16 protein-coding genes are annotated in these 21,444 nt (G+C 47.0%); 11 read left to right on the top strand and 5 right to left on the bottom strand.

The genetic code is table 11. From position 1 onward, the window contains the following. The first annotated feature begins 200 nt into the window (after positions 1-200). The 4 genes from CSH92_RS16090 (at position 201) to CSH92_RS16075 (ending at position 8,492) form a co-directional block, all read left to right on the top strand. Positions 201-1,589 (top strand): HD domain-containing phosphohydrolase, encoded by a 1,389-nt coding sequence (locus CSH92_RS16090; protein WP_100658675.1) that lies wholly within the window; start codon positions 201-203, stop codon positions 1,587-1,589. A gap of 221 nt (positions 1,590-1,810) precedes the next feature. Next, positions 1,811-3,160 carry a glutathione-disulfide reductase gene (gene gorA / locus CSH92_RS16085; RefSeq protein WP_100658674.1) on the top strand — a complete coding sequence of 450 codons (1,350 nt, stop codon included), beginning with the start codon at positions 1,811-1,813 and terminating at the stop codon, positions 3,158-3,160. Between the two features lie 306 nt (positions 3,161-3,466). Next, the gene (locus tag CSH92_RS16080) at positions 3,467-5,005 is read left to right on the top strand and encodes a DUF3369 domain-containing protein (protein WP_240612848.1); all 1,539 of its coding nucleotides are present in this window, start codon (positions 3,467-3,469) and stop codon (positions 5,003-5,005) included. Between the two features lie 136 nt (positions 5,006-5,141). Beyond that, the gene (locus tag CSH92_RS16075; RefSeq protein ID WP_100658673.1) at positions 5,142-8,492 is read left to right on the top strand and encodes an amidohydrolase family protein; all 3,351 of its coding nucleotides are present in this window, start codon (positions 5,142-5,144) and stop codon (positions 8,490-8,492) included. A 180-nt stretch (positions 8,493-8,672) separates the two neighbouring features. On the opposite strand, the gene CSH92_RS16070 is transcribed toward CSH92_RS16075, so the two are convergent. Next, the gene (locus tag CSH92_RS16070; RefSeq protein WP_100658672.1) at positions 8,673-10,217 is read right to left on the bottom strand and encodes a hydroxymethylglutaryl-CoA reductase; all 1,545 of its coding nucleotides are present in this window, start codon (positions 10,215-10,217) and stop codon (positions 8,673-8,675) included. Between the two features lie 500 nt (positions 10,218-10,717). Between CSH92_RS16070 and CSH92_RS16065 the strand changes: the two genes are divergently transcribed. From CSH92_RS16065 to CSH92_RS16040, 6 genes are all read left to right on the top strand, one after another. Then, the gene (locus CSH92_RS16065) at positions 10,718-11,989 is read left to right on the top strand and encodes a beta-barrel domain-containing protein (RefSeq protein ID WP_100658671.1); all 1,272 of its coding nucleotides are present in this window, start codon (positions 10,718-10,720) and stop codon (positions 11,987-11,989) included. Next, positions 11,989-14,166, top strand: coding sequence for a peptidase domain-containing ABC transporter (locus CSH92_RS16060; RefSeq protein ID WP_100658670.1), 2,178 nt, complete (start codon positions 11,989-11,991; stop codon positions 14,164-14,166). The genes CSH92_RS16065 and CSH92_RS16060 overlap by 1 nt, the downstream gene beginning before the upstream one ends. A 31-nt stretch (positions 14,167-14,197) precedes the next feature. Then, positions 14,198-14,425 carry a helix-turn-helix domain-containing protein gene (locus tag CSH92_RS16055; RefSeq protein ID WP_100658669.1) on the top strand — a complete coding sequence of 76 codons (228 nt, stop codon included), beginning with the start codon at positions 14,198-14,200 and terminating at the stop codon, positions 14,423-14,425. 66 nt (positions 14,426-14,491) lie between these two features. Then, entirely contained in the window at positions 14,492-14,749 is a 258-nt protein-coding gene (locus tag CSH92_RS16050; RefSeq protein WP_100658668.1) for a hypothetical protein, read from the top strand. Between the two features lie 165 nt (positions 14,750-14,914). After that, the gene (locus tag CSH92_RS16045; RefSeq protein ID WP_100658667.1) at positions 14,915-15,136 is read left to right on the top strand and encodes a hypothetical protein; all 222 of its coding nucleotides are present in this window, start codon (positions 14,915-14,917) and stop codon (positions 15,134-15,136) included. Positions 15,137-15,191: 55 nt separating this feature from the next. Beyond that, a complete protein-coding gene (locus CSH92_RS16040) occupies positions 15,192-16,115 on the top strand; it encodes an ATP-grasp domain-containing protein (protein ID WP_164084775.1) in 924 nt (307 codons plus the stop codon). Here the strand turns inward: CSH92_RS16040 and hslU are convergent. The 4 genes from hslU to priA all read right to left on the bottom strand — a co-directional run bounded on the left by hslU (position 16,105) and on the right by priA (position 20,982). Next, the gene (gene hslU, locus CSH92_RS16035; RefSeq protein WP_100658665.1) at positions 16,105-17,433 is read right to left on the bottom strand and encodes an HslU--HslV peptidase ATPase subunit; all 1,329 of its coding nucleotides are present in this window, start codon (positions 17,431-17,433) and stop codon (positions 16,105-16,107) included. The genes CSH92_RS16040 and hslU overlap by 11 nt on opposite strands. A gap of 30 nt (positions 17,434-17,463) precedes the next feature. Continuing rightward, on the bottom strand, positions 17,464-17,988 hold the full coding sequence (hslV, locus tag CSH92_RS16030) for an ATP-dependent protease subunit HslV (protein ID WP_100658664.1): 525 nt from the start codon (positions 17,986-17,988) through the stop codon (positions 17,464-17,466). Between the two features lie 69 nt (positions 17,989-18,057). Then, positions 18,058-18,588, bottom strand: a complete 531-nt coding sequence (locus tag CSH92_RS16025) for an SPOR domain-containing protein (protein WP_100658663.1) — start codon at positions 18,586-18,588, stop codon at positions 18,058-18,060. A 222-nt stretch (positions 18,589-18,810) separates the two neighbouring features. Beyond that, positions 18,811-20,982 carry a primosomal protein N' gene (gene priA / locus CSH92_RS16020; protein WP_100658662.1) on the bottom strand — a complete coding sequence of 724 codons (2,172 nt, stop codon included), beginning with the start codon at positions 20,980-20,982 and terminating at the stop codon, positions 18,811-18,813. 204 nt (positions 20,983-21,186) lie between these two features. Between priA and rpmE the strand changes: the two genes are divergently transcribed. Next, positions 21,187-21,399 (top strand): 50S ribosomal protein L31, encoded by a 213-nt coding sequence (gene rpmE, locus CSH92_RS16015; RefSeq protein ID WP_100644335.1) that lies wholly within the window; start codon positions 21,187-21,189, stop codon positions 21,397-21,399. Positions 21,400-21,444: the final 45 nt, after the last annotated feature.

Below are 21,444 nucleotides of genomic sequence, written 5' to 3'. Positions count from 1 at the left end.
TCACTCTCTAATTCTATTGCATGCTCAATAAGTAAGGACATTATCGAAAAAAACAATGCCGCGGTATTCGTCCAATTTGAGTTCCAATGCTAGCAAGCGACACCGCGTATCCAACAACATGCTTATACCCGGCTACTCCAAAGGCTGGTACTCCCTGTCATTTCGCACTATCCTGAAGGTTAAGACAATGGAGAAGTGTAGTGAATGCGCAGTCGGCACAAGCCGCTAAACAACCCGTGGTATTAGCGGTAGATAACGAGTCCAATAGCTTAGGGGCTATTCGCAAGGTATTACCGCAGCTAAACGCACGTCTCTTGCTTACCGATTCGCCAGCTAAAGCATTACAGCTGCTAACATCGAAATCTGTGGATGTTATTATTGCTGACATGCGCATGCCGGGCGCCAATGGCGCTGAATTTCTAGCCCAAGCGGCCCAGATCCAGCCTAATGCTTTTAGGATTATACTCAATGGCCGGGCCGACGTAGATGCTATGCTCAAAGCCATCAATGATAATAAAGTTCATCGCTATTTGCTTGAGCCTTGGGAGGACAAGGTACTAAAAGAAAGTATCGCTGAGGGTATTGAACGCTCACATCTGCGCAATGAAAATGCACGTCTTCTCGCGCTTACCCGCGCGCAAAACGAACGTCTTGCCACGATTAATCAAACACTCAGCAGCAAAGTAAAGCTGCGTACCCGCCAAATCAAAGCAGCCCTCAACAGCACGCAACAACATTCGCAAGCATTAGAGCGCGTACTATATAACTTGATCGTTTCGCACCCCAGTATCGATGGTGGATTTGCCCGGCAAGTCAGTGAGTCAGCCCAGCAGCTGGCGGCAACCCTCGGTTTAAATACTAAAGATCAATTTGTTATCCGACTTGCAGGACTAATTTGTGAGATTGGTCTCATTGGGATCCCAGCTGATATTATTGATCGCCCTTTTGCCGAATTAAATATTCAACAACAACAACGCTATATCAGTCAGGTTGAGCAAGCAAAGCTAATCCTCGCACCACTGGTATCACTCGAAAGCGAAATCGAATTAATCGCTAAACAATTCGACTCTGTGCATGCCAAACCGAGCCCGCCCACCGGAGCTCGAATTATTGCTATCTGCCGCGACTATTGGCGTTACCGTACCGGGCGTATTTTACCGCGTAAGCTTTCGGCAAAAGATTCCCGTAAAGAAATGCAAAAATATCAAGGCGTAAAATACGACAAAAGTATTTTAAGGCAGTTCATTCAACAGGACATCAAGTTGCTTGCCACTGCTCATGAAGGTCAGCTGACAACGCGTCAGCTCTTGCCCGGTATGATATTACGTAGTGATTTGTATAACGCGGAGCACTTTTTGTTGTTGCCTCAAGGACACGTCTTCACCGAAGCAAGCATTGCCAAGCTAATCCACATTGAGACAGGTTGGGATTTGGCACTGTCGATTGATATTGTTGATGAAGAAAAAACGCAGGAAGCGACAGAGAATTGCGAAAATGGCAGTACGAAAACTAGTCCTCAAAATAACCCACAAGAATCGCTTGCCAGCAATGCTGAAAGGGAGCCGTCCGATCCCAGCGAACCGCAATAAGACAGATATTGGCCTCGGGTTAAGTCAGTTAATTGGTTAGTAAACGCTGGTCGGATCCAGTAACAGCCTCTCAATAGCAAGGACGGCTAAAGGATAGCTCAAGAACGCAAGAATAAATCAGCGCAACCCTATACCCAAATGCCGACAAACTTTTTTGTTTGAAAGAATTTTCTGTGTAAAGCTATCTGTATCAGCATGCAAAGTTTATCTTTAGGAGCGACATGAAAGAGTTTGATTACATATGTATTGGTGGTGGAAGCGGTGGCATTGCCTCTGCTAATCGAGCTGCTAAATACGGTCAGCGCGTGGCCTTAATCGAAGCCAAACAGATTGGTGGTACCTGCGTAAACGTAGGCTGTGTGCCCAAGAAGGCCATGTGGTACGGTGCTCAAGTCGCTGAAGCTATTAATGTCTATGCCAAGGACTACGGCTTTGATGTGACCGTCAATCAATTCAATTGGCAACAATTGGTAGCGAGTCGCGAAGCTTATATCGAGCGGATCCATGGTTCTTACGATCGTGTCCTAGCGAACAATAAAATCACCCGCATCGAGGGTTTTGCCCGCTTTGTTGATAATCACACCGTTGAAGTTGATGGCGAGCAGTATCGTGCCAAACATATCCTCATTGCGACAGGTGGCCGCCCCAATATCGACAATGTGCCTGGTGCTGAACTCGGCATAACCTCAGATGGTTTCTTTGCGCTGCAAGAACAGCCCAAACGGGTGGTGGTGGCCGGAGCCGGTTATATCGCTGTCGAGTTAGCCGGAGTGATGCACAGTTTAGGTAGCGAAACTCATTTGGTGGTGCGTAAAAATGCGCCGCTGCGATCCTTCGACCCCATGTTGACTGAAACCTTAACCGAGCTTATCGAAATGGATGGTCCACGCCTGCATAAGCACCATGTGATTAAAGAAGTCGTCAAACAAGATGACGGCTCTCTTTGTGTGGTGTTAACCAATGGTGAGCGGATTGAAACCGATTGCTTGATCTGGGCGATTGGACGCAGTCCAGCTACCGACAAAATCGGCCTAGAAAACACTGATGTTAAAACCGATATTCGTGGCCACATCCTGGTCGATAAATACCAAAATACTGATGCCGAAGGCGTGTATGCCGTGGGTGATTGTATTGGCAAAATTGACTTAACCCCAGTCGCAGTAAAAGCGGGGCGTCTGCTGTCGGAACGATTGTTTAATAATAAACCTGATGCACACATGGATTACGAACTGATACCTACTGTGGTGTTCAGTCATCCGCCCATCGGAACCATCGGCTTAACTGAACCAGAAGCTATCGCACGCTATGGCGATAACAACATCAATGTCTATGAATCGAGTTTTGCTGCCATGTATACCGCGGTGACATCGCATCGTCAGATAACCAAGATGAAGCTTATTTGCGCTGGACCTGAAGAAAAAGTCGTGGGTCTACACGGCATTGGTTTTGCCATGGACGAAATTTTACAGGGCTTTGGCGTCGCGATGAAAATGGGCGCGACTAAAGCTGATTTTGACGCCTGTGTGGCTATTCACCCCACCAGCGCCGAAGAGTTTGTGACAATGACTTAATACAAGCTGTCCGCAGCACACTGTGCTGCGGACAAGATTTATCTAAGCCCCTGAATACAACTAAAATCCTCAGCCTATCCTCACTTAATTCTAAACCCAAGTTAGCTTAAAGCGCGGTTATACAAAGTTTTCAACACATTCGTTGAGAAAATTACATGCGAGCGATAAAAATCGTAAGATGAGGGCTCAACTTTGCGCAACTCAATAGCGTATGACTCGCCAGTAACGTTCAAGTTTTGAGCTAAAATATTCGCGCTTTCGTAACCATATTCTATAGTTAAATCACGTAAGCAGTCGTAAGAAGGTATGATGGACGACGAACTCGTTTTTGCTAGTGATGAATATCAAGAACCGATGCTTCCTGAAGGTGCTCGATGGAAGTTGTTAGTCATTGATGATGAGCCTGAAATCCACACTATTACGCGCATGGTTTTATCAGACATCGAGTTTGATGGCCGACGCATTGACTGTATCAGCGCTTATTCTGCCAAAGAGGCACGAGAGATTTTATCCAGCGACGACAATCACGACATCGCGTTAGCGATTGTCGACGTAGTCATGGAGACCAATAATGCGGGACTGGAATTTATCCAGTGGACCCGGGAACAGCTGAACAACCACACCATTCGCTTGGTGTTGCGCACAGGTCAGCCGGGTGAGGCACCAGAAGAAAGTGTCATCCGTGATTACGACATCAACGACTACAAAAACAAAACTGAATTAACCGCTTTACGGTTAAAAACGGTCACATTTTCCGCCCTGCGTAGCTACCGCGACATCAAAATTATCGAGCGCCATCGCTGTGGTCTAGAACGTATCATTGCGGCCACGGCTGAGTTTATCGAGTGTGACACCTTACCGCAGTTTGCTAGCACCATCTTACGCCAGATTGCGGTGATACTGGGGCTGGAATCGCAAGACATTGTTTGCTGCGCAGTCACTCATAAACACGGTCAAGAACCGACGGCGGGACTTAATGTCTTGGCGAATAACCAAGGCGACTGCAGTGCAAGTGAAAATATCAATCCGACCATTTTGGCCAGAATTGCAGAAGCCATAAAACAAAAACGCAGCATGCATGAGGAAAGCTATTTTATTGGGTATTTTACGACCAATAGGGGCACCGAAAATTTGCTCTATGTGTCACGCGACAATGCTATAGATCCTGTGCAACATCACCTCCTAGAATATTTTGCTCACAACATCGCAGTTGCGCATGAAAACCTTAACTTGCGTGAGACGATCAAAGAATCGCAACGAGAATTGTCATACTTGATTGGCGAAGCGGTCGAAATGCGCTCTAAGGAAACCGGCAGTCACGTTAAGCGTGTCGCACATATAAGCCATATGCTAGCCAAGCTTTATGGTATGAGTGAATATGATGCGGAAATGATCAAGCTTGCCTCACCATTACATGACGTAGGCAAAGTCGGTATACCTGACTACATTTTGAACAAACCTGGCAAGCACACCGAGCAAGAATGGGAAATTATGAAAACCCACGCCGCGATTGGGCATGACATGCTGATTAAAAGTGACAATCCAATTTTACATCTTGGCGCTACCATCGCCCATGAGCATCATGAGTGCTGGGACGGCAGTGGATACCCTAATGGCCTGAGCGGTGAAAATATTGACATTGCTGGGCGCATTTCGGCAATCGCTGATGTGTTTGACGCATTGGGTAGCGCCCGTTGTTATAAAGAACCATGGTCACTTGATGATATTGTCGGCTATTTTAAACACGAAAAAGGTAAGCGATTTGACCCCCAGTTGGTTGACCTATTATTGGAAAATTTAGAACAGTTTACTCAAATCAGAACACGCTTCCCTGACCCAACTTAATCGCGGTAACCACGCAATCTAGCGCAAGCATAGATTTGATTTTGTGGAAGCTGTGTTACTGTATAGCGGTACTCTTGAGCTGACGCTCGTATAAGCACTGATCACAGGTGCAAATTAAAAAAATCCAGGAACTATCATGACTACACCTAAACGACACATGGGTTTGGCCAGCTGGTTGGCGTTCTGCCTGACGCTTACCAGTGTTTTGCCTAGCCACGCTGACAATCATGCGGGGACTACCGCAGATAAAGAAAATGCAGAGTGGGATATATTAAATCCCCCCTTTCCACTCAATACCGTATCCTTTGAAACCAATGAAACTACGTGGTCCAGTCTCGACGTGACTCCCGATGGAGAGCACTTTGTTTTTGATATGCTTGGCGACATCTATATTGTCTCCGCAGACGGTGGCGAAGCCAAAGCACTAACTCAAGACTTTGCCTGGAACATTCATCCAGCGGTTAGCCCAGATGGCAAAGAAGTGGCGTTTATCTCCGATCGCGACGGTCTAAGTAACGTTTGGGTGATGAATATTGATGGCACAAATCTACGCCAAGTCACCAAAGAGAAAAAAAATATTATTCACTCGCCTGCGTGGAGTCCGGATGGACAATACATTGCTGCGACCAAAGGGATCATGTCTAGCCGCAGCATTCCAGCGGGTGAAATTTGGCTGTATCACAAAAGCGGTGGCAGCGGTCTTGCCATCAAAGAGCGCGTAAATGGCAAAGCCGACCAGAAAAACATAGCCGATCCAGCCTTCTCGCCGGATGGTCGGTATATCTATTACACCCAAGACATTAGTCCAGGTAGTACGTTCAGCTACAATCGCGACCCGCTAAAATCGATCTTTGCAATTACCCGCTTCGACCGCACAACTGGCGAAGAAGAACGCTATATTTCTGGTAGCGGCGGCGCAGTGGTAGCAACACCATCACCGGACGGTAAATCTATCGCTTATATTCGCCGCGTGACGGATCGTACTGCTCTATTCATCAAAGACATTGCCACTGGCTCTGAAACGCCGATTTATTTAGGTATGGAGCGTGACATGCAAGAAGGCTTTGGTAGCGAAGGCTATTACGCCTATTTTGATTGGACACCAGATAGCAAACAAATTGTATTTTGGACCGACGGTAAATTCCATCGTATAGATGTGGCCAAGAGTCAGCCTGATGCGCCGCAAATTACGACCTTAGACGTAACGGTAAAGGCGGAACTGCAGTATGCCGATGCTGTGCGCTTTCCTGTGGATGTTGCGCCAAAGGAATTTGACGTTAAAGCCATTCGTTGGTCGCAAAAATCTCCCGACGGTAAATCGGTAGTGTTCCAAGCGTTGGGTAAGTTGTATGTGCATGATATTAAGTCTGGCAAGGTCAAGCGTCTGACTAAACAAAATGAGCACGATGAGTACTTTCCGCGCTATTCCAACGATGGCAAACAGATTGTATACACGACATGGAATGATCAATCGCTTGGCGACATTCGCGTGGTCTCGGCACGCGGTGGTAAAGGTAAAGTAGTTAGCCAAGGACCAGGTCATTATATTGAACCAAGCTTTTCTACCGACGGCGAACTCATTACTTATCGTAAGTTCAGTGGCGGTTATTTATTGGATCCGACCCATTCAGTCGACAGCGGTATTTACGTTCTTAACTTGGATAAAGAAACAACCAAGCGTGTTGCAAAATCCGGTATAAATCCACATTTTGCAGGCGATAACTCGCGAGTTTACTTCACCGAATCTGTCGGTGGAACACCGTATCCAGAAACCCAGTTTTCGTCCGTAGACTTAAATGGTGAAGACAAGCGTGTGCATTTGTATGGTGCCGACCAAGTCAGCGAATATCGTTTGTCACATGATAAGCAATGGGTAGCCTTTGTAAATCAGTACAACGCATACGTTGCTCCATTTGCAGATAATGGTAAGAAGGTTACGATCGGACCAGATATGACCTCGTTACCGGTCAAGCAACTGTCGGCGCGGGCCGGCGAGTATCTGAACTGGTCCCCCGACAACACTCGTGTTGGCTGGTTCCACGGCCCCTATTACTTCGAACGTGCGCTTGAGCAGGCATTTGAATTTGTCGGCGGTGCTGAGGACTTACCTGAGGCCGAAGAAAACGGCCTAAATTTAGCCTTTAGTCAACGCACTGACGTGCCTAACCAGACGATTGCATTGGTTGGCGGTCAGGTAGTAACCATGCGTGATGCAAACCAATCTCAAGAAGTCATTGAGAATGGTGTGGTGTTGATCGAAGGCAATCGGATCGTTGCTGTTGGCGATAGACAATCGGTTGATATTCCGCAAGCAGCAAAAGTCATTGATACTACTGGTCATACTGTTATTCCAGGGCTCATTGATACCCATGCTCATGGGGCGCAAGGCCGCAATGAAATTATCCCGCAACAAAACTGGAGCCAATACTCAAATGTGGCATTTGGTGTGACTACCATTCATGACCCATCGAATGACACCACCGAAATAATGGCTGCGGCAGAGTTGCAACGCGCAGGGAAAATTGTTGCACCGCGCATTTACTCGACAGGGACTATTCTCTACGGTGCAGAGGCATTAGGTTACAAAGCCATCATCAACGATTATGATGATGCTTACTTCCATGTTCGCCGCCTACAGGATGTCGGTGCGATTTCAGTAAAAAGTTATAACCAGCCGCGTCGCGATCAACGTCAGCAAGTACTGCAAGCCGCGCGTGAATTAAATATGATGGTAGTACCTGAGGGTGGTGGTAAGTTCCAGCAAAACATCTCAATGTTAGTGGATGGTCATACTGGATTAGAGCACTCCTTACCTATTGCCCATGGTTACAATGACCTGACTCAACTTTGGAAAGCTACGCGTTTCGGCTATACCCCAACGTTCGTGGTTTCCTATGGCGGACTCATGGGAGAAGAATATTGGTATGACCGCACCGAAGTATGGAAAAACGAGCGGTTAATGCGTTACACCCCCAACTTTTTAATAGAAAGCCGTTCCATCCGTCGCCCAACGGCGCCGGATAATCAATACAACCATATAGATATTGCCAGCTACGCCAAAGTCTTGCGAGACAATGGTGTCGGTGTGCATATCGGTGCCCACGGTCAACGCGAAGGCTTGGCTGCACATTGGGAATTATGGATCATGGAGCAAGGGGGCTTCACACCTTGGGAAGCGCTGCGTGGCGGCACGATTGACGGTGCGGTCCATTTAGGCATGGATAAAGATTTGGGCAGCATCGAAGTAGGTAAATTAGCTGACTTGGCGGTCATTGAAGGTGATGTGCTCAATGATCTGAGCCGCAGTGAATATGTTACTTACACAGTGCTTAACGGCCGAGTGTACGAAGCGGCAACCATGAACGAAGTGGGCAGTAAGCAAAAGCGCATGCCGTTTTTCTTCGAGCGCAATAACCAATTGTTTATGCCTGCTGAAACAGCTAGCGAAGTTGAGGCGAAAGCTCACAAATATCATTGGAAACACTAAGTGAACCTAATCTGGCAATGTCAGATTGTTGGTAAAAAACGTAAGCGGCGTTATTAATAGGCGCCGTTACTAACCAAGTTCCTTAGTCAGAACTAGCAAAAATAAAAGCCCTCAAAAAAATATGAGGGCTTTTTTTGGCTCGAATTAATGCACATATTCTGTGGCTATTAAGAAGGCCTCTTAACGGTTGCGTCCATACTGCTCATGTGACGATACCCAATCTTGCGAAGAAATCGCTGAAGCCAGAGATATCTCTCCCGCAAGTGCGACTGCACCCACAATCTCAGCAAATTTCTTACACCGGTCACGGCCAAAGCAGTCGAGTAACTCCAAGCACTCTTTTTGAGTGCCAATACCTGTGCCGCCACCATAGGTTGCGACTATCAATGAAGGAATAGTCAATGAAAGATATAAGTCTCCCGCATCGGTAAGTTCAGAGTACAAAATGCCGGCTGATGACTCCGAGACGTTCGCCACATCTTGCCCCGTAGCTATAAACATTGCGGTGATCCCATTAGGCGAGTGCAAACCGGTATTATTCACGCCTGATAAAAATGAACCAATACCTGCCACGCGACCATGGTAATCAATCTGTTTTGGATCAACCCGCATAACATTCAACAAATGCTCACGTTTAATTGTGGCCTCGGCGGTTACCCGTTTACCCCGCGTACGCATGATATTGATCTGCGATGCTTTCTTGTCGGTAGCAAAGTTACTTTCTAAGTAAAAGTTTTCGATACCTGGGTAGTGATCCAAGATCCAACCGCAGGCGGCAAACGTTGCCCGACCAACCATGTTCTGGCCAGCCGCGTCTCCGGTGTGATAGTTAAAGCGGCAAAATGCAAATTTATTCGATAAGTAAGTATCAATATAGGTGAGCTTCGCCACACTAGAAGTGGCCTCAGCCTCTTGCCGCACAATTGCTATATTCTCCTGCAACCATTTGGCGAAGTCACGGGCGCCGCGGGCATCAGAAAAGACGAAAACAGGCGCTCGCTGCATACAATCATCAACCACCGTCGTTTTGACCCCACCATTCATATTAAGTAACTTCATACCACGATTATAAGACGCTACCAACGTGCCCTCCGTGGTCGCCAGCGGCACCACAAAATCTCCTTTGGCATATTCACCGTCGATGGTCACAGGGCCAGCAATACCGATGGGAACTTGGGCAACACCAATAAAGTGCTCTACGTTGCCTTTTAACGAGTTAGGATCAATAGAATATTTGCCTACATGATTAATGCTGTTGCCGGTACGTGAAGCAAAATATTCTTGACGGGCTTTGATCATCGCAGGACCGTAATCATCATGTGGGTCACGCGGAATATGCGAAGGCTTTTTATCGCTTGCAGACACAACATCTTCAACTTCAAATTTCAATTTTCCAAACGGACTGGCTTTAAATGAAATCCCGATTTTACGTTTCTCATGGCTAACGTCGGCGTCAAACTCAACAAATACAGTATAGGTTTGCTTTAATTCGAAGGGGATATCAGGACCGTTGTTGATCTCTTCAACCGTTAACACAGAGTCAGGCCCGACTTGAATTTTAACTTTGTCGTTGTCGATTTGCTTACCGTCAATACTGACCCAATGAAGTTCATTAACAACCGCATCTTTTAGGCGGTTTTTTAACATGAAACTAATGCCCGAATCGGTCTTGGTAAGACTCCCATGGGTATACAACTGTTTAAGCAAAATACTGGGTATAAACATAAATGACCTCGTTACTGGTACCTGTTTTACATAAGGTTAGCGGTGAAATATAAGGTATAGCACATCCCTAATTTATTGCCCTTTTTGTCATAACTTCTTAGCTAAAACATTGATTTAAAACAATAACACCTAGTCTAAAAATTAGGACATGGGTCTAAACATCGAGACAAAAAGCACTGCCTTAGCAGTCTGCTGTTTGCGAGTCCCTCCGCATGTAGTACAAAAAACCATCACCACCTAATCTAATTTCGTCAGCACGGAATGCTGGCGGGAGAGTTGTAGCAGTATCGCAAGGAGCGTGAATGACAACGGTCCACTGTACCCAGTGGTATGGAAAGAACAAAGAGATGTCAGGGAAGTGATGTCAGGGAGTTCGCTAATAATTACGGACGATTAGCCATAGTGTTGGGTGCAACAAGGATGAAGTGAGAAATGGCAGGGTTCGCCAAATAATCCAAGGATGGATAACTCACCATCAACAGATTTTTGCGAGGAGCAAAATGACAACCAATAAGACAACAGAGAGGAGCTTGTTCAGAGCGAATGCTGTGGCGCACCAGAACAATCGCCTACATGGTGATGTTTTAGTACTGCCTAGATTATCGCACAGTGTAATCACGCTAGTGCTGATTGCTTGGCTGCTCGTTGTTATTGTCTTTCTGTCGACGCACAACTACGCGCGTCAAGAGCGAGTGGTCGGCTGGATAGAACCTTCAGGCGGCATTGCCCGGCACTTCACCTCATTGCAGCCAGGAATTATTACCCAGGTCTATGTGAAACCAGGAGAAATCGTTGAGAAAGGCGACGTGTTGATGACTATTTCACACGCGACCCCTTTGCCTTCTGGCGAAACTGTAGAAGCTCAGTTATTGACTGAATATCAGCAACAATTGCAAGAATTGCAGAAACTCATAGAACGACAAGCAGAAATCGATGAACTACACGAGACGGTGCTGCAGCAAAAGATCAACCATGCTCGGGTTGCGCTTACCCACATGGCAGGTCAAGAGAAGACATTGCTTCAACAAATCACCCTTGTTGGGCAGCGGATAGCACGCTTTCAGAGCTTACTTGAAAAGGGTTTAATCCGAGCCAATGACATAGAGTTATTACGTGAGCAGCAGCTCTCTTTGCAAAGTGAACAACACGCCTTGCAATTAACGCGGTCAAACCAGCAAAGCGTATTAGAGCAACTGCAGCAAGAGCGTTTAGTGCTGCCGCAACAACAAGCCAGCGCAGCGACTCAACGTACCCGCGAGCAGAGTGAGTTGATGCAAAAAATTCTCCAACTACAAGGGCAACGTTCTTCCAATTTAATCGCCAACCGCAGCGGGCTCGTGACCAGTATTCAAGTGAGTGTTGAGCAAGCGGTTAAAGCTCAACAGCACGTGCTCGATATTGTGCCGCCAAATAGTCACTATGAGGCGCGTCTGTTGCTACCTATCCGAGCCATTGGTTTTGCGCAAGCCGGCCAGTCCATTGAAATCCGCTATGATGCGTTTCCGTACCAAAAGTTTGGTTTGTTTCAGGGCGAATTAACTGAAATTGCTGCTTCAGTGCTCCTGCCCAACGAACTAAACCAAGCACCAGTGGCTATTAACGAGCCCGTCTATGTGGCTCGTGCTAGGCTACAGCAGGACATTATCGACGCTTTCGGTCAGCAAGTTAGGTTGAAGCCAGGCATGACCTTTAGCGCAGATATCGCCACCAGCGAACGTACTTTATTGGAATGGTTGCTTGAACCCATTTTCAGTTTGCAAGGACGCTTATAATGACAGTTGCAGCACTTGATTTTTCTCCTTGGTTCTCGTTTCGAGCCAAACCCAAAGTACCTTTGGTATTGCAAACAGAAGCCAGTGAATGCGGGTTGGCTTGTTTAGCAATGCTTGCCGGTACCTATGGCTATCAAACAGATTTAACTCAATTGCGCCATCGGTTTGCCCTTTCTGCGCACGGAGCAACTCTGCGACAAGTCATGGACGTTGCTAGTCATTTAAACTTTAGCTCCAGAGCACTCAGACTCGAACTTGAACAATTAGCTGCCCTGCAAACACCGTGTATTTTGCATTGGAATATGAATCATTTCGTCGTGTTGGTCAGTGTCAACTCGCGCAAGCGTTTGCTGACGATCAATGATCCTGCCTGTGGTGAGCAACAACTGACTTGGCAAGAGGCAGACAAGCATTTTACCGGTATCGCATTAGAACTTTCACCGAATCAAGACTTCACTCCACAAAAACAGCGCCAACAATTGACGTTGCAGCACTTTTGGTCACGCATTCATGGCCTAAAGCGTAGTTTAGTGATCATCCTCATGCTTTCGTTAATGCTCCAGCTGTTCGCAATCGCAAGCCCGTTCTATATGCAGATCGTGATTGATGATGTCATTGTAAGCAGTAACCACCAGATCCTGACCACGCTTGCTCTAGGTTTTGGCTTATTACTGGTGATAGAAGTCGGTGTCTCAGTGCTCCGTCAAGTTAGTATTATTTACTTGTCCAATCGGCTCAGTTTGCAAATGTCGAGCAACGTGTTTCAGCACCTCATTCGACTGCCGATGGATTACTTCTTAAAACGGCATGTTGGCGACATTGTCAGTCGCTTCGGCTCTTTGCGAGCAATTCGAGAAATGTTTACCACCGGCCTTATCACCGCAATTGTGGACGGGCTCATGGCGGCAGTCACTTTGATTGTCATGTTTATTTATAGTGTAAAACTGGCAACCGTGGTGATTGCCATTGTTATGCTCTATGCACTGGTACGATATACCTTTTATCGCCCTATTCGACGCTTAAATGAAGAAGCCATCGTCGCTGCCGCGAATGAAAACAGCCACTTCATGGAGTCAGTTCGAGCGCTGCAAACGGTAAAGTTGTTCGCGCAAGAAAATCAACGCCAGAATCAATGGCTGAATAAGCTCACTAACAGCATGAATAAACACATTCAAATCAGTCGCTGGAATATTAGTTTTGCAAGCATTAATCAGCTGCTATTTGGTCTGGAGAATCTTCTTGTCATTTATCTTGCGGCCCTTGCAGTAATGGACAGTGTGCTATCGGTGGGAATGCTATATGCATTTATCAGCTATAAGTCGCGCTTTATTAATGCCATGGACAGCCTGATCACACAATGGATCGATTTTAAGATGCTCGACCTGCACTTCGCGCGCCTCAGTGATATTGTCTACACTCCAAAAGATCCTCTTCTTGGTGCGTTAAGTCCAAATCACTCTGGCTACACAAACAGTCTAAAATCAATAGCACAGGGGTCAGGAGCATTGAGTGTTGATGATATCACCTACCGCCATAGCCAAGTGGAAGCCCCCCTATTCTCACGAGTGTCTTTGCGCGTTGAACCAGGACAAACTGTGGCTATCATAGGCGCCAGCGGATGCGGCAAAACAACCTTGATGAAATGCATGATGGGCTTACTTGCGGTGCAAGAAGGCAATGTCCGAATAGATGAGCAACCGCTTCAGCAATCACCTGACTACCGCCAACGTATTGCCGCAGTGATGCAAGATGATCAACTATTACAAGGCTCAATTGCTGACAACATTGCCTGTTTTGCTGAACAAGTCGACATGGCCAAAGTTGTCGCTGTCGCTCAAGTCGCTTGTATCCATGACGATGTAATGACTATGGCAATGCAATACAACACCTTAGTCGGTGATATGGGAACGACTTTAAGTGGTGGTCAGAAACAACGCATACTGCTGGCTCGTGCACTCTACCGCCAACCCGCTATTTTGTTTCTGGACGAGGCGACGAGCCATCTCGATCTGACCAATGAACAACAGGTCACAGCCAATATCGCAAACTTGAAGATTACCCGCGTACTCATTGCACACCGGTTGCAAACTTTACAACAAGCAGATGTGATTTATGAATTAATCAATGGTGAGCTGCGGCAGGTTGAGCCTAACTCGCTGATTAATAAACCAACCTAACCTTCAATGGAAGAAGAACCAGGAGACTAATATGACTATATCAACGCAACTAGAACAACTCTCACGGCGTGAACTCCAAGTCGCCATGAAAATCATGGAAGGCTTACCCAATAAACTGATCGCACGTGAACTTTTTATCAGTGAGCGAACGGTAAAGTTTCATTGCGCGAATATTTATCGCAAACTGGACATTACTAATCGTGCGAGTTTAATGGCAGCGTATTTTAAAGCATTGTACGATAATGCCGATGCAGCCTAACCTCTACCAGAGCACCTGAGTTTAAGCTGTACTCAGGCCTTATCACTCAATCCCAAAGGACGTAACATGGATAATCCACTTGGCAAAATTCACCGCTTGCATTATTTAGTAATTGGCTATTCCATAATGCTTTTCATTATTGCCAGCGTTTTCCTATTTTTTTACTTTTTGGCCACACGCCATGCGCCCCCATTTTTGCTTACCGCCGTTGTCTACAACACGATTTGGGTAATTGGCACTTATTCAATGGTCAAATACAGTTACATGCAAGGCCTCCATGACAGCATTCAGGCTGATCCTCGACTGCAAGAGCGCATGCAATAAGCCCAAAGACTAGTCATAGGGCCAGTAGCACTCGGGGTCACAACTGCTAATCTAGGCATGTTCACAAGGTGTGAACTCTCGCAATGCGAGAAAACACAAGGAGCTGTGTTGAAGCTGCATGCTCAATGCCAGCATCCTTCAATTGTTTAAAATTGGAGAACTACTATGCGACACCCTTTTGCTACGCCTTGCACTGCTACTCTAGATGCAGAAACTGCTACGACTGTAAATGCAGGTGCAAAGGTTTCAGACAATTCCACCCCAAATACGAGCCCGAATGATGGTAAAGCGCGCGCAATTCAACGCGAATTACTCCGACCCCCCACATACTACACCCAAGCACTGGGCGAGGATGGTGGATACGTGCCTGAGCCCGATTTAACCTGATAGTAACCAAAACTGCAGGCCTGCGGGCCTGCAGCAATATGTAATGGAGCACCCCGTGCGAACCCCGATAACTTTAATCATTGGTGATGGCGACGATCCGCACGTACAGCATGTGGAAGTGCAACTGGCTAAACGGAACCGACAAACACGTGTCTTTGATACCCAACTGTTTCCCCGCTACAGCCAGATTGGCTATAGCCCTAACCTAGGGGATGGGCATCTTGTGATTGCGCATGAAGTCATTTACTTTGATCAAATTTGTTCGGTGTATTGGCGCAGTCTTATGCCACTTAGCACCAAAAACAGCATAGCCACGCAAGATGCCATCAGTATGCTACAGACATTCTTCGCTGAGCCGAGTCTGAACTGGATAAACCCATACGCATCCATTCAAAATCACAAAATGAAGCCGCGCCAGCTGCAACTCGCTAAGGCAATGGGGGCAACAATTCCAAAATCGTTTACGGGCAATTGTCCTAATGCTGCATTTCATTTTTTGCTGCGCCACAGTGAAGCGATATTCAAGCCAGTCCATGGCGGGGCATTTACCGAGTTTGTACAACCCGACCACCGTAGCCAGGAATATCTCGAAAGTGTGTTGCAGAGCAGTCCTGTCACTCTGCAAGAATACATCCCTGGTACCAATATTCGTACTTACGTCATCGGCAATGACATCTTCAGTATCGAATTCAATAGCGCTGAAGTGGATTTCCGCGATGACAATTACACTATCGCAGGAGCAGTTTCGATTCCTGATCCGGTGAAAAATCTTGCTCGACGGATAACCTACTCATTCGGAATGCAATGGAGTGCAATTGATTGGCGCTGTGACCACGAAGGCCGCTATTATTTTCTAGAAGCCAATCCCAGCCCGATGTTTATCGAAGCTGAGAAAGGCACTGGGATCCCGTTGACCGAAACATTTATCGACTTACTACTGGAACCGTATAATGAATGCCGTATGCCCGCTACAAGATAAAACGGCTTAAATCTTCATTTTCGACCAGAGCCTCAAGATGGCTATTCACATAGGCTTCGTCGATGACAAATTTTTCACCGGTGCGCTCCGAGGCATCAAAGGAAATATCTTCCATCAAACGCTCGAGTACAGTGTGCAAACGACGAGCGCCAATGTTTTCGGTTTTTTCGTTTACTTGCCATGCAGCATGGGCAATACGAGCGATGCCAGATTCTGCAAACTCAACATCAACTCCTTCAGTTTTCATCAGAGCGACATATTGTTCTGTCAGTGACGCGCTCGGCTCAGTCAGGATCCGTACAAAATCCTCAACCTTAAGCGCCGCCAGCTCGACTCGTATGGGCAAGCGACCCTGTAGCTCTGGGATAAGGTCAGATGGTTTACTCATCTGGAATGCCCCTGACGCGATAAACAAAATATGGTCGGTTTTCACCATACCGTGTTTGGTCGATACAGTGGAGCCTTCTACCAGCGGTAACAAATCACGCTGCACGCCCTCGCGCGATACGTCTGCACTGCCAGTGCCCTCTCGCTTACAAATTTTGTCGATTTCATCGATAAACACAATGCCGTTTTGCTCGACATTAAATAGTGCTTTCTCTTTCAACTCTTCTTGATTAACAAGGCGAGATGCCTCTTCTTCAACCAACAATTTGAAAGCGTCTTTAATTTTTAATTTCTTATTCTTTTTTTGCGAACCGGACAGGTTCTGGAACATGCCTTGTAATTGGTTGGTCATTTCCTCCATGCCCGGTGGAGCCATTATTTCGACACCAATTTGTGGCTGTGCCACATCGATCTCGATTTCTTTATCATCAAGCTGCCCTTCGCGGAGCTTCTTACGGAAGGCCTGGCGTGTCGATTTATTCGGCACATCCTCTTTCTCACCCCACGAATTCTCCGGCGGAGGGATCAGCGCATCCAAAATACGCTCCTCAGCAGCTTCTTCGGCACGAAACTTAACCTTAGCAGTCTCTTGTTCTTTGGTGAGCTTTACCGAAATATCCGCTAAATCGCGAATAATCGACTCTACTTCCTTACCCACATAACCGACTTCAGTGAACTTGGTAGCTTCAACTTTAATAAACGGTGCATTTGCCAATTTGGCTAAGCGCCGTGCTATTTCAGTTTTACCTACACCAGTAGGACCAATCATCAATATGTTCTTTGGGGTAACTTCTTGACGTAGCTCTGGCTCCAACTGCATGCGTCGCCAGCGGTTACGCAATGCTATTGATACCGCTCGCTTGGCGTCTTGTTGGCCGATAATGTGACGGTCTAACTCGTGAACGATTTCTCTTGGCGTCATTTCCGACATAATTAATTCTTCTCTTTTTGTAGCTCGGGATTAGTAGCTTAAACTTTCGATAGTTTGACTGTGGTTGGTGTACACACAAATATCCCCAGCTATAGATAAACTCTTTTGTGCAATTTCTTCAGCACTAAGCTGTGTATTTTTCAATAAAGCTGTTGCCGCAGCCTGTGCATAGGGGCCGCCCGACCCAATCGCGATCAGGTCATCTTCAGGCTGCACCACATCACCGTTGCCAGTAATAATGAAGGAAGCTGTATGATCGGCGACCGCCAATAGCGCTTCTAGGCGTCGTAACATGCGATCAGTCCGCCAATCTTTGGCCAATTCAACGGCGGCTCGGGTCAAGTGTCCTTGGTGCTGCTCTAGTTTGCTTTCAAAGCGCTCAAACAAGGTAAAAGCATCAGCAGTACCACCGGCAAAACCAGCCAAAACTTTATCATGATAGAGGCGGCGTACTTTACGGGCATTACCTTTCATCACCGTATTACCTAAGGAGACCTGGCCGTCTCCAGCGATGACGACCTGGTTATCACGTCGCACAGAAACAATAGTTGTCATGCGTTTTCCTTTGCTAAATTCTTTTAGCTAAGGTGGGGCTCACGTGACTAATTTCAAGTCATCGATACGCTAAAGGTTCCAATACCAGATTTGGCAGGTACGAATGTTGATCCGGCTTAATTGGTGGCGACTACTTTCTGCGGCTCTTTTACTTTCAAAAGGTCCAAGGATCACTCGATACCAGCGGCCATTGCTGCCCTCACTCGGGCGCACAATTGATTCCATACCCGTCATGGCGATCTGCGCCCGCATTTCTTCAGCTTGCGATTCATTGCGGAAGCTACCACACTGCATTAGGTAACGCTTAGTCACCTGTTCAACCTGCTCAACTTCAACCTCGTAACCTGGCAGGGTTCTAATGAACTCCCATTCTTCTTGCGGTAACTCGGGCAATTCTTCTTCCGGAGTATCGGCGATGACCTCAGGCTCTGACGGTGCAATTTGTGGCGCTGGCGCGTTGTCTTTGATACGCCAAAGCAAGAGCACAAAACCAACAATGACTACCACCGCAATGGCAATATTAAGCCAAGGCGTAGGCTTTTTCTCTGGTTTAGTTTGTTTTGTCGCGCGACCGCGTGTGACATAATCTTTATGTGGCATTCAGATAAACTACTTTAATAATGGTCGTAAGCAGGCTAGCACGACTGATAAATTCGGTAACAAGCGCACTCGCTTGCACAGCAACAATTAAACAGGTTATACATTAACATGTCATCATTCTACATAAAGCACTGTTAAAGCAATAGTTGGAAATCGCGACGAGAATAGCAATTGTATTATCTTGACCTACCGCCCGTATGAAGGCAGTGACATTCGTTAGCATCAACTCAAATCCGTCGGCGCCACATCAATAGCCCAACGTACCCGATTTGCGCTTTTGAGCGACTCAATATTTTCCAGTTGCGCGGCAATCGCATTATGCACAATGGAACGGTGTGCCGACTTAATCACCAGTAACATACGATAACGTCCTGCGCGTTTGAACATCAAGGCAGGAATGGGGCCAAGGATAGTTAATGCTGAGTTGGGCTGCAGCAACAATTGCACGTCGTGTAAAAACGCTTCAGCCGGTTCGATCGAGTTGGCCTCGGCGCGAAATACCGTATGGTGGTAAAAAGGCGGGGCTTGTGCCGCCTGACGCTCGGCTAAAGCGTAGCGGGAAAAGTGGTGATAACCATTGTGTAATAAATCAAGCAACAACGGATGGTCCGGTTGATGGGTTTGCAACCACATTTCTCCCTGCCGATTCTCGCGACCAGCGCGACCTGCAACCTGCGTCAATAACTGTGCTAATTTTTCAGTGGCACGTAAATCTGCACTGAATAGCGCACCATCTACATCAACCACTAGCACCAAAGTCACCAACGGAAAGTGATGCCCCTTTGACAAGATTTGCGTACCAATCAAGATTTGATGTTTATTGGCGTTGATTTCCTCAAGTGCACTCGCCAACTTTTGTTTACCACGCATTGAGTCACTGTCGATGCGAATACTGCGGTAATTGGGGAAAACCGCGTCCAAGTATTCCTTGAGCTGCTCAGTGCCAACCCCTTGAAAGGCTACCTCATTACTGCCGCATGAGGCACAATGCTGGGGTAACTTTTGCGTGTTATCGCAATGATGGCAATGTAAACGTGCTACCGCCTTGTGCACAGTAAACGGCGATTCACAGCGGGCGCATTGCGCTACATGACCACACTGATGGCAAAACAAGCTAGGAGCAAAGCCACGTCGGTTAATAAATACCATCACTTGCCCACCCGCTGCGAGGTGCTCCCGCATCTTGCTTAACATCGGGTCAGCAATCCCCGCATTCATGGATTGGCCACGAATATCCAACACTTGCTGATTGACCATTTGCGCCTGGCCGGTGCGTTGTTGTAACAGCAATAGTTGATATTTACCCGTAAGCGCATTGTGTAAGGATTCAAACGACGGTGTTGCACTGCCTAAGAGCAAGCCGCAATCGCCTCGTTTAGCCCGCAATACAGCAATATCACGAGCATGGTAGCGCATGCCGTCTTGTTGCTTATAGGATTCGTCATGCTCTTCATCAACGATGAGCATGCCCAGTCGTTTGAAAGGGGTGAAAATAGCTGAGCGGGTGCCGATCACGAGTCCAATACTGCCTTCTTTGGCTTGCGTCCATACTGCCAGACGCTCGTTGTCTGTCATCCCTGAATGCAACACGCCTACTGCCAGACCAAAACGCTGCTCAAAGCGCGCTACAGTCTGTGGAGTGAGTCCGATTTCAGGTACTAAGATGAGCACCTGTTCGCCGGCAGCAAGACGTGGCTGGATGACTTGCAAATAAACCTCTGTTTTTCCGCTGCCGGTAACACCTTCAAGCAAAAAGGGAGTATACCCTTTTGGTTGCGCACAAATCGTGGCAATAGCCAGTGCTTGATCAGCATTTGGCGTTGGGGCCGCACCAATTTCTAAGTGTTGGTGCCAATCCAACTGCGGCTTAATTTCACGGCTAACTTTCTCAACCCATCCCTTCTCAATACAAGCTTTGATGACGGACTGCCCAAACTGCTCACGCACGTCTCCAGCGCGCAAAGGAGCGGTACTCAATAGTGTTAATAAGGCCTGTTGCTGCTTAGCGCGCAAGGGTTGTTGTAGCTGCAGTTCACCCGCTAACGACAATTCCAACCAATCGATGCTTGGTCGCTGGATACTTTGTGCCTTGCGTAGCGCGGCAGGTAATAAAGTTGCAATCACCTCACCTAAGGCATGGTGATAGTAGTCGGCTAACCATTGAGCCAGCGAAAGAAGCTCCGCATCAAGCACGGCTTCGCTATCAATTACGTGCTTAATCGGCTTGATTTTACTTGCATCAAACGAGGACTCAGTTACCTGCGCAATGACCACGCCAACCAATTCACGCCTGCCAAAGGGCACCAACACGCGGCAGCCTACGCTGGCGTTGTCAGCTTGATAATCAAACAAGCGGCGCATAGGCACCGGCAATGCTACTCTAACGATTGACAATGGTTACTCTCTCAGCCTATTAAAATTGGACAATATTTCACCGTTAAAGGCGTAAAAACACTTGATCGGTCAAGGCGTGTACATTAATATGCGCCGCTCTTTACGGCAACCACGGTTTTTTACCATCGATTGCCAGATTTTTGTAACGTATGGTGTTCAACTGCGGGTTGAATAGCGATGCGGCCTTACGGTGAGGTAACCCTAATGAAAAAAGATATTCATCCGAATTACAGCGAAATCACAGCAACCTGTTCATGCGGCAACGTGGTAAAAGTGCGCTCTACTCTAGGTAAAGACATTAACTTAGACGTATGTTCTGCATGTCACCCGTTCTACACAGGTAAACAACGTAACGTTGATACCGGTGGTCGTGTTGATCGCTTCAAGAAGCGTTTCGGTGCATTGGGCAAGAAATAAGCTCTTTGACTTCGCGAAAAAAGCGCCTATTGGGCGCTTTTTTTG

The organism is Neoalteromonas flava (assembly GCF_002807685.1).
Taxonomy (GTDB): domain Bacteria; phylum Pseudomonadota; class Gammaproteobacteria; order Enterobacterales; family Alteromonadaceae; genus Alteromonas_E; species Alteromonas_E flava.
Note: the sequence above shows the minus strand (reverse complement) of the source record. Positions and strands in the feature narration are given on the sequence as shown.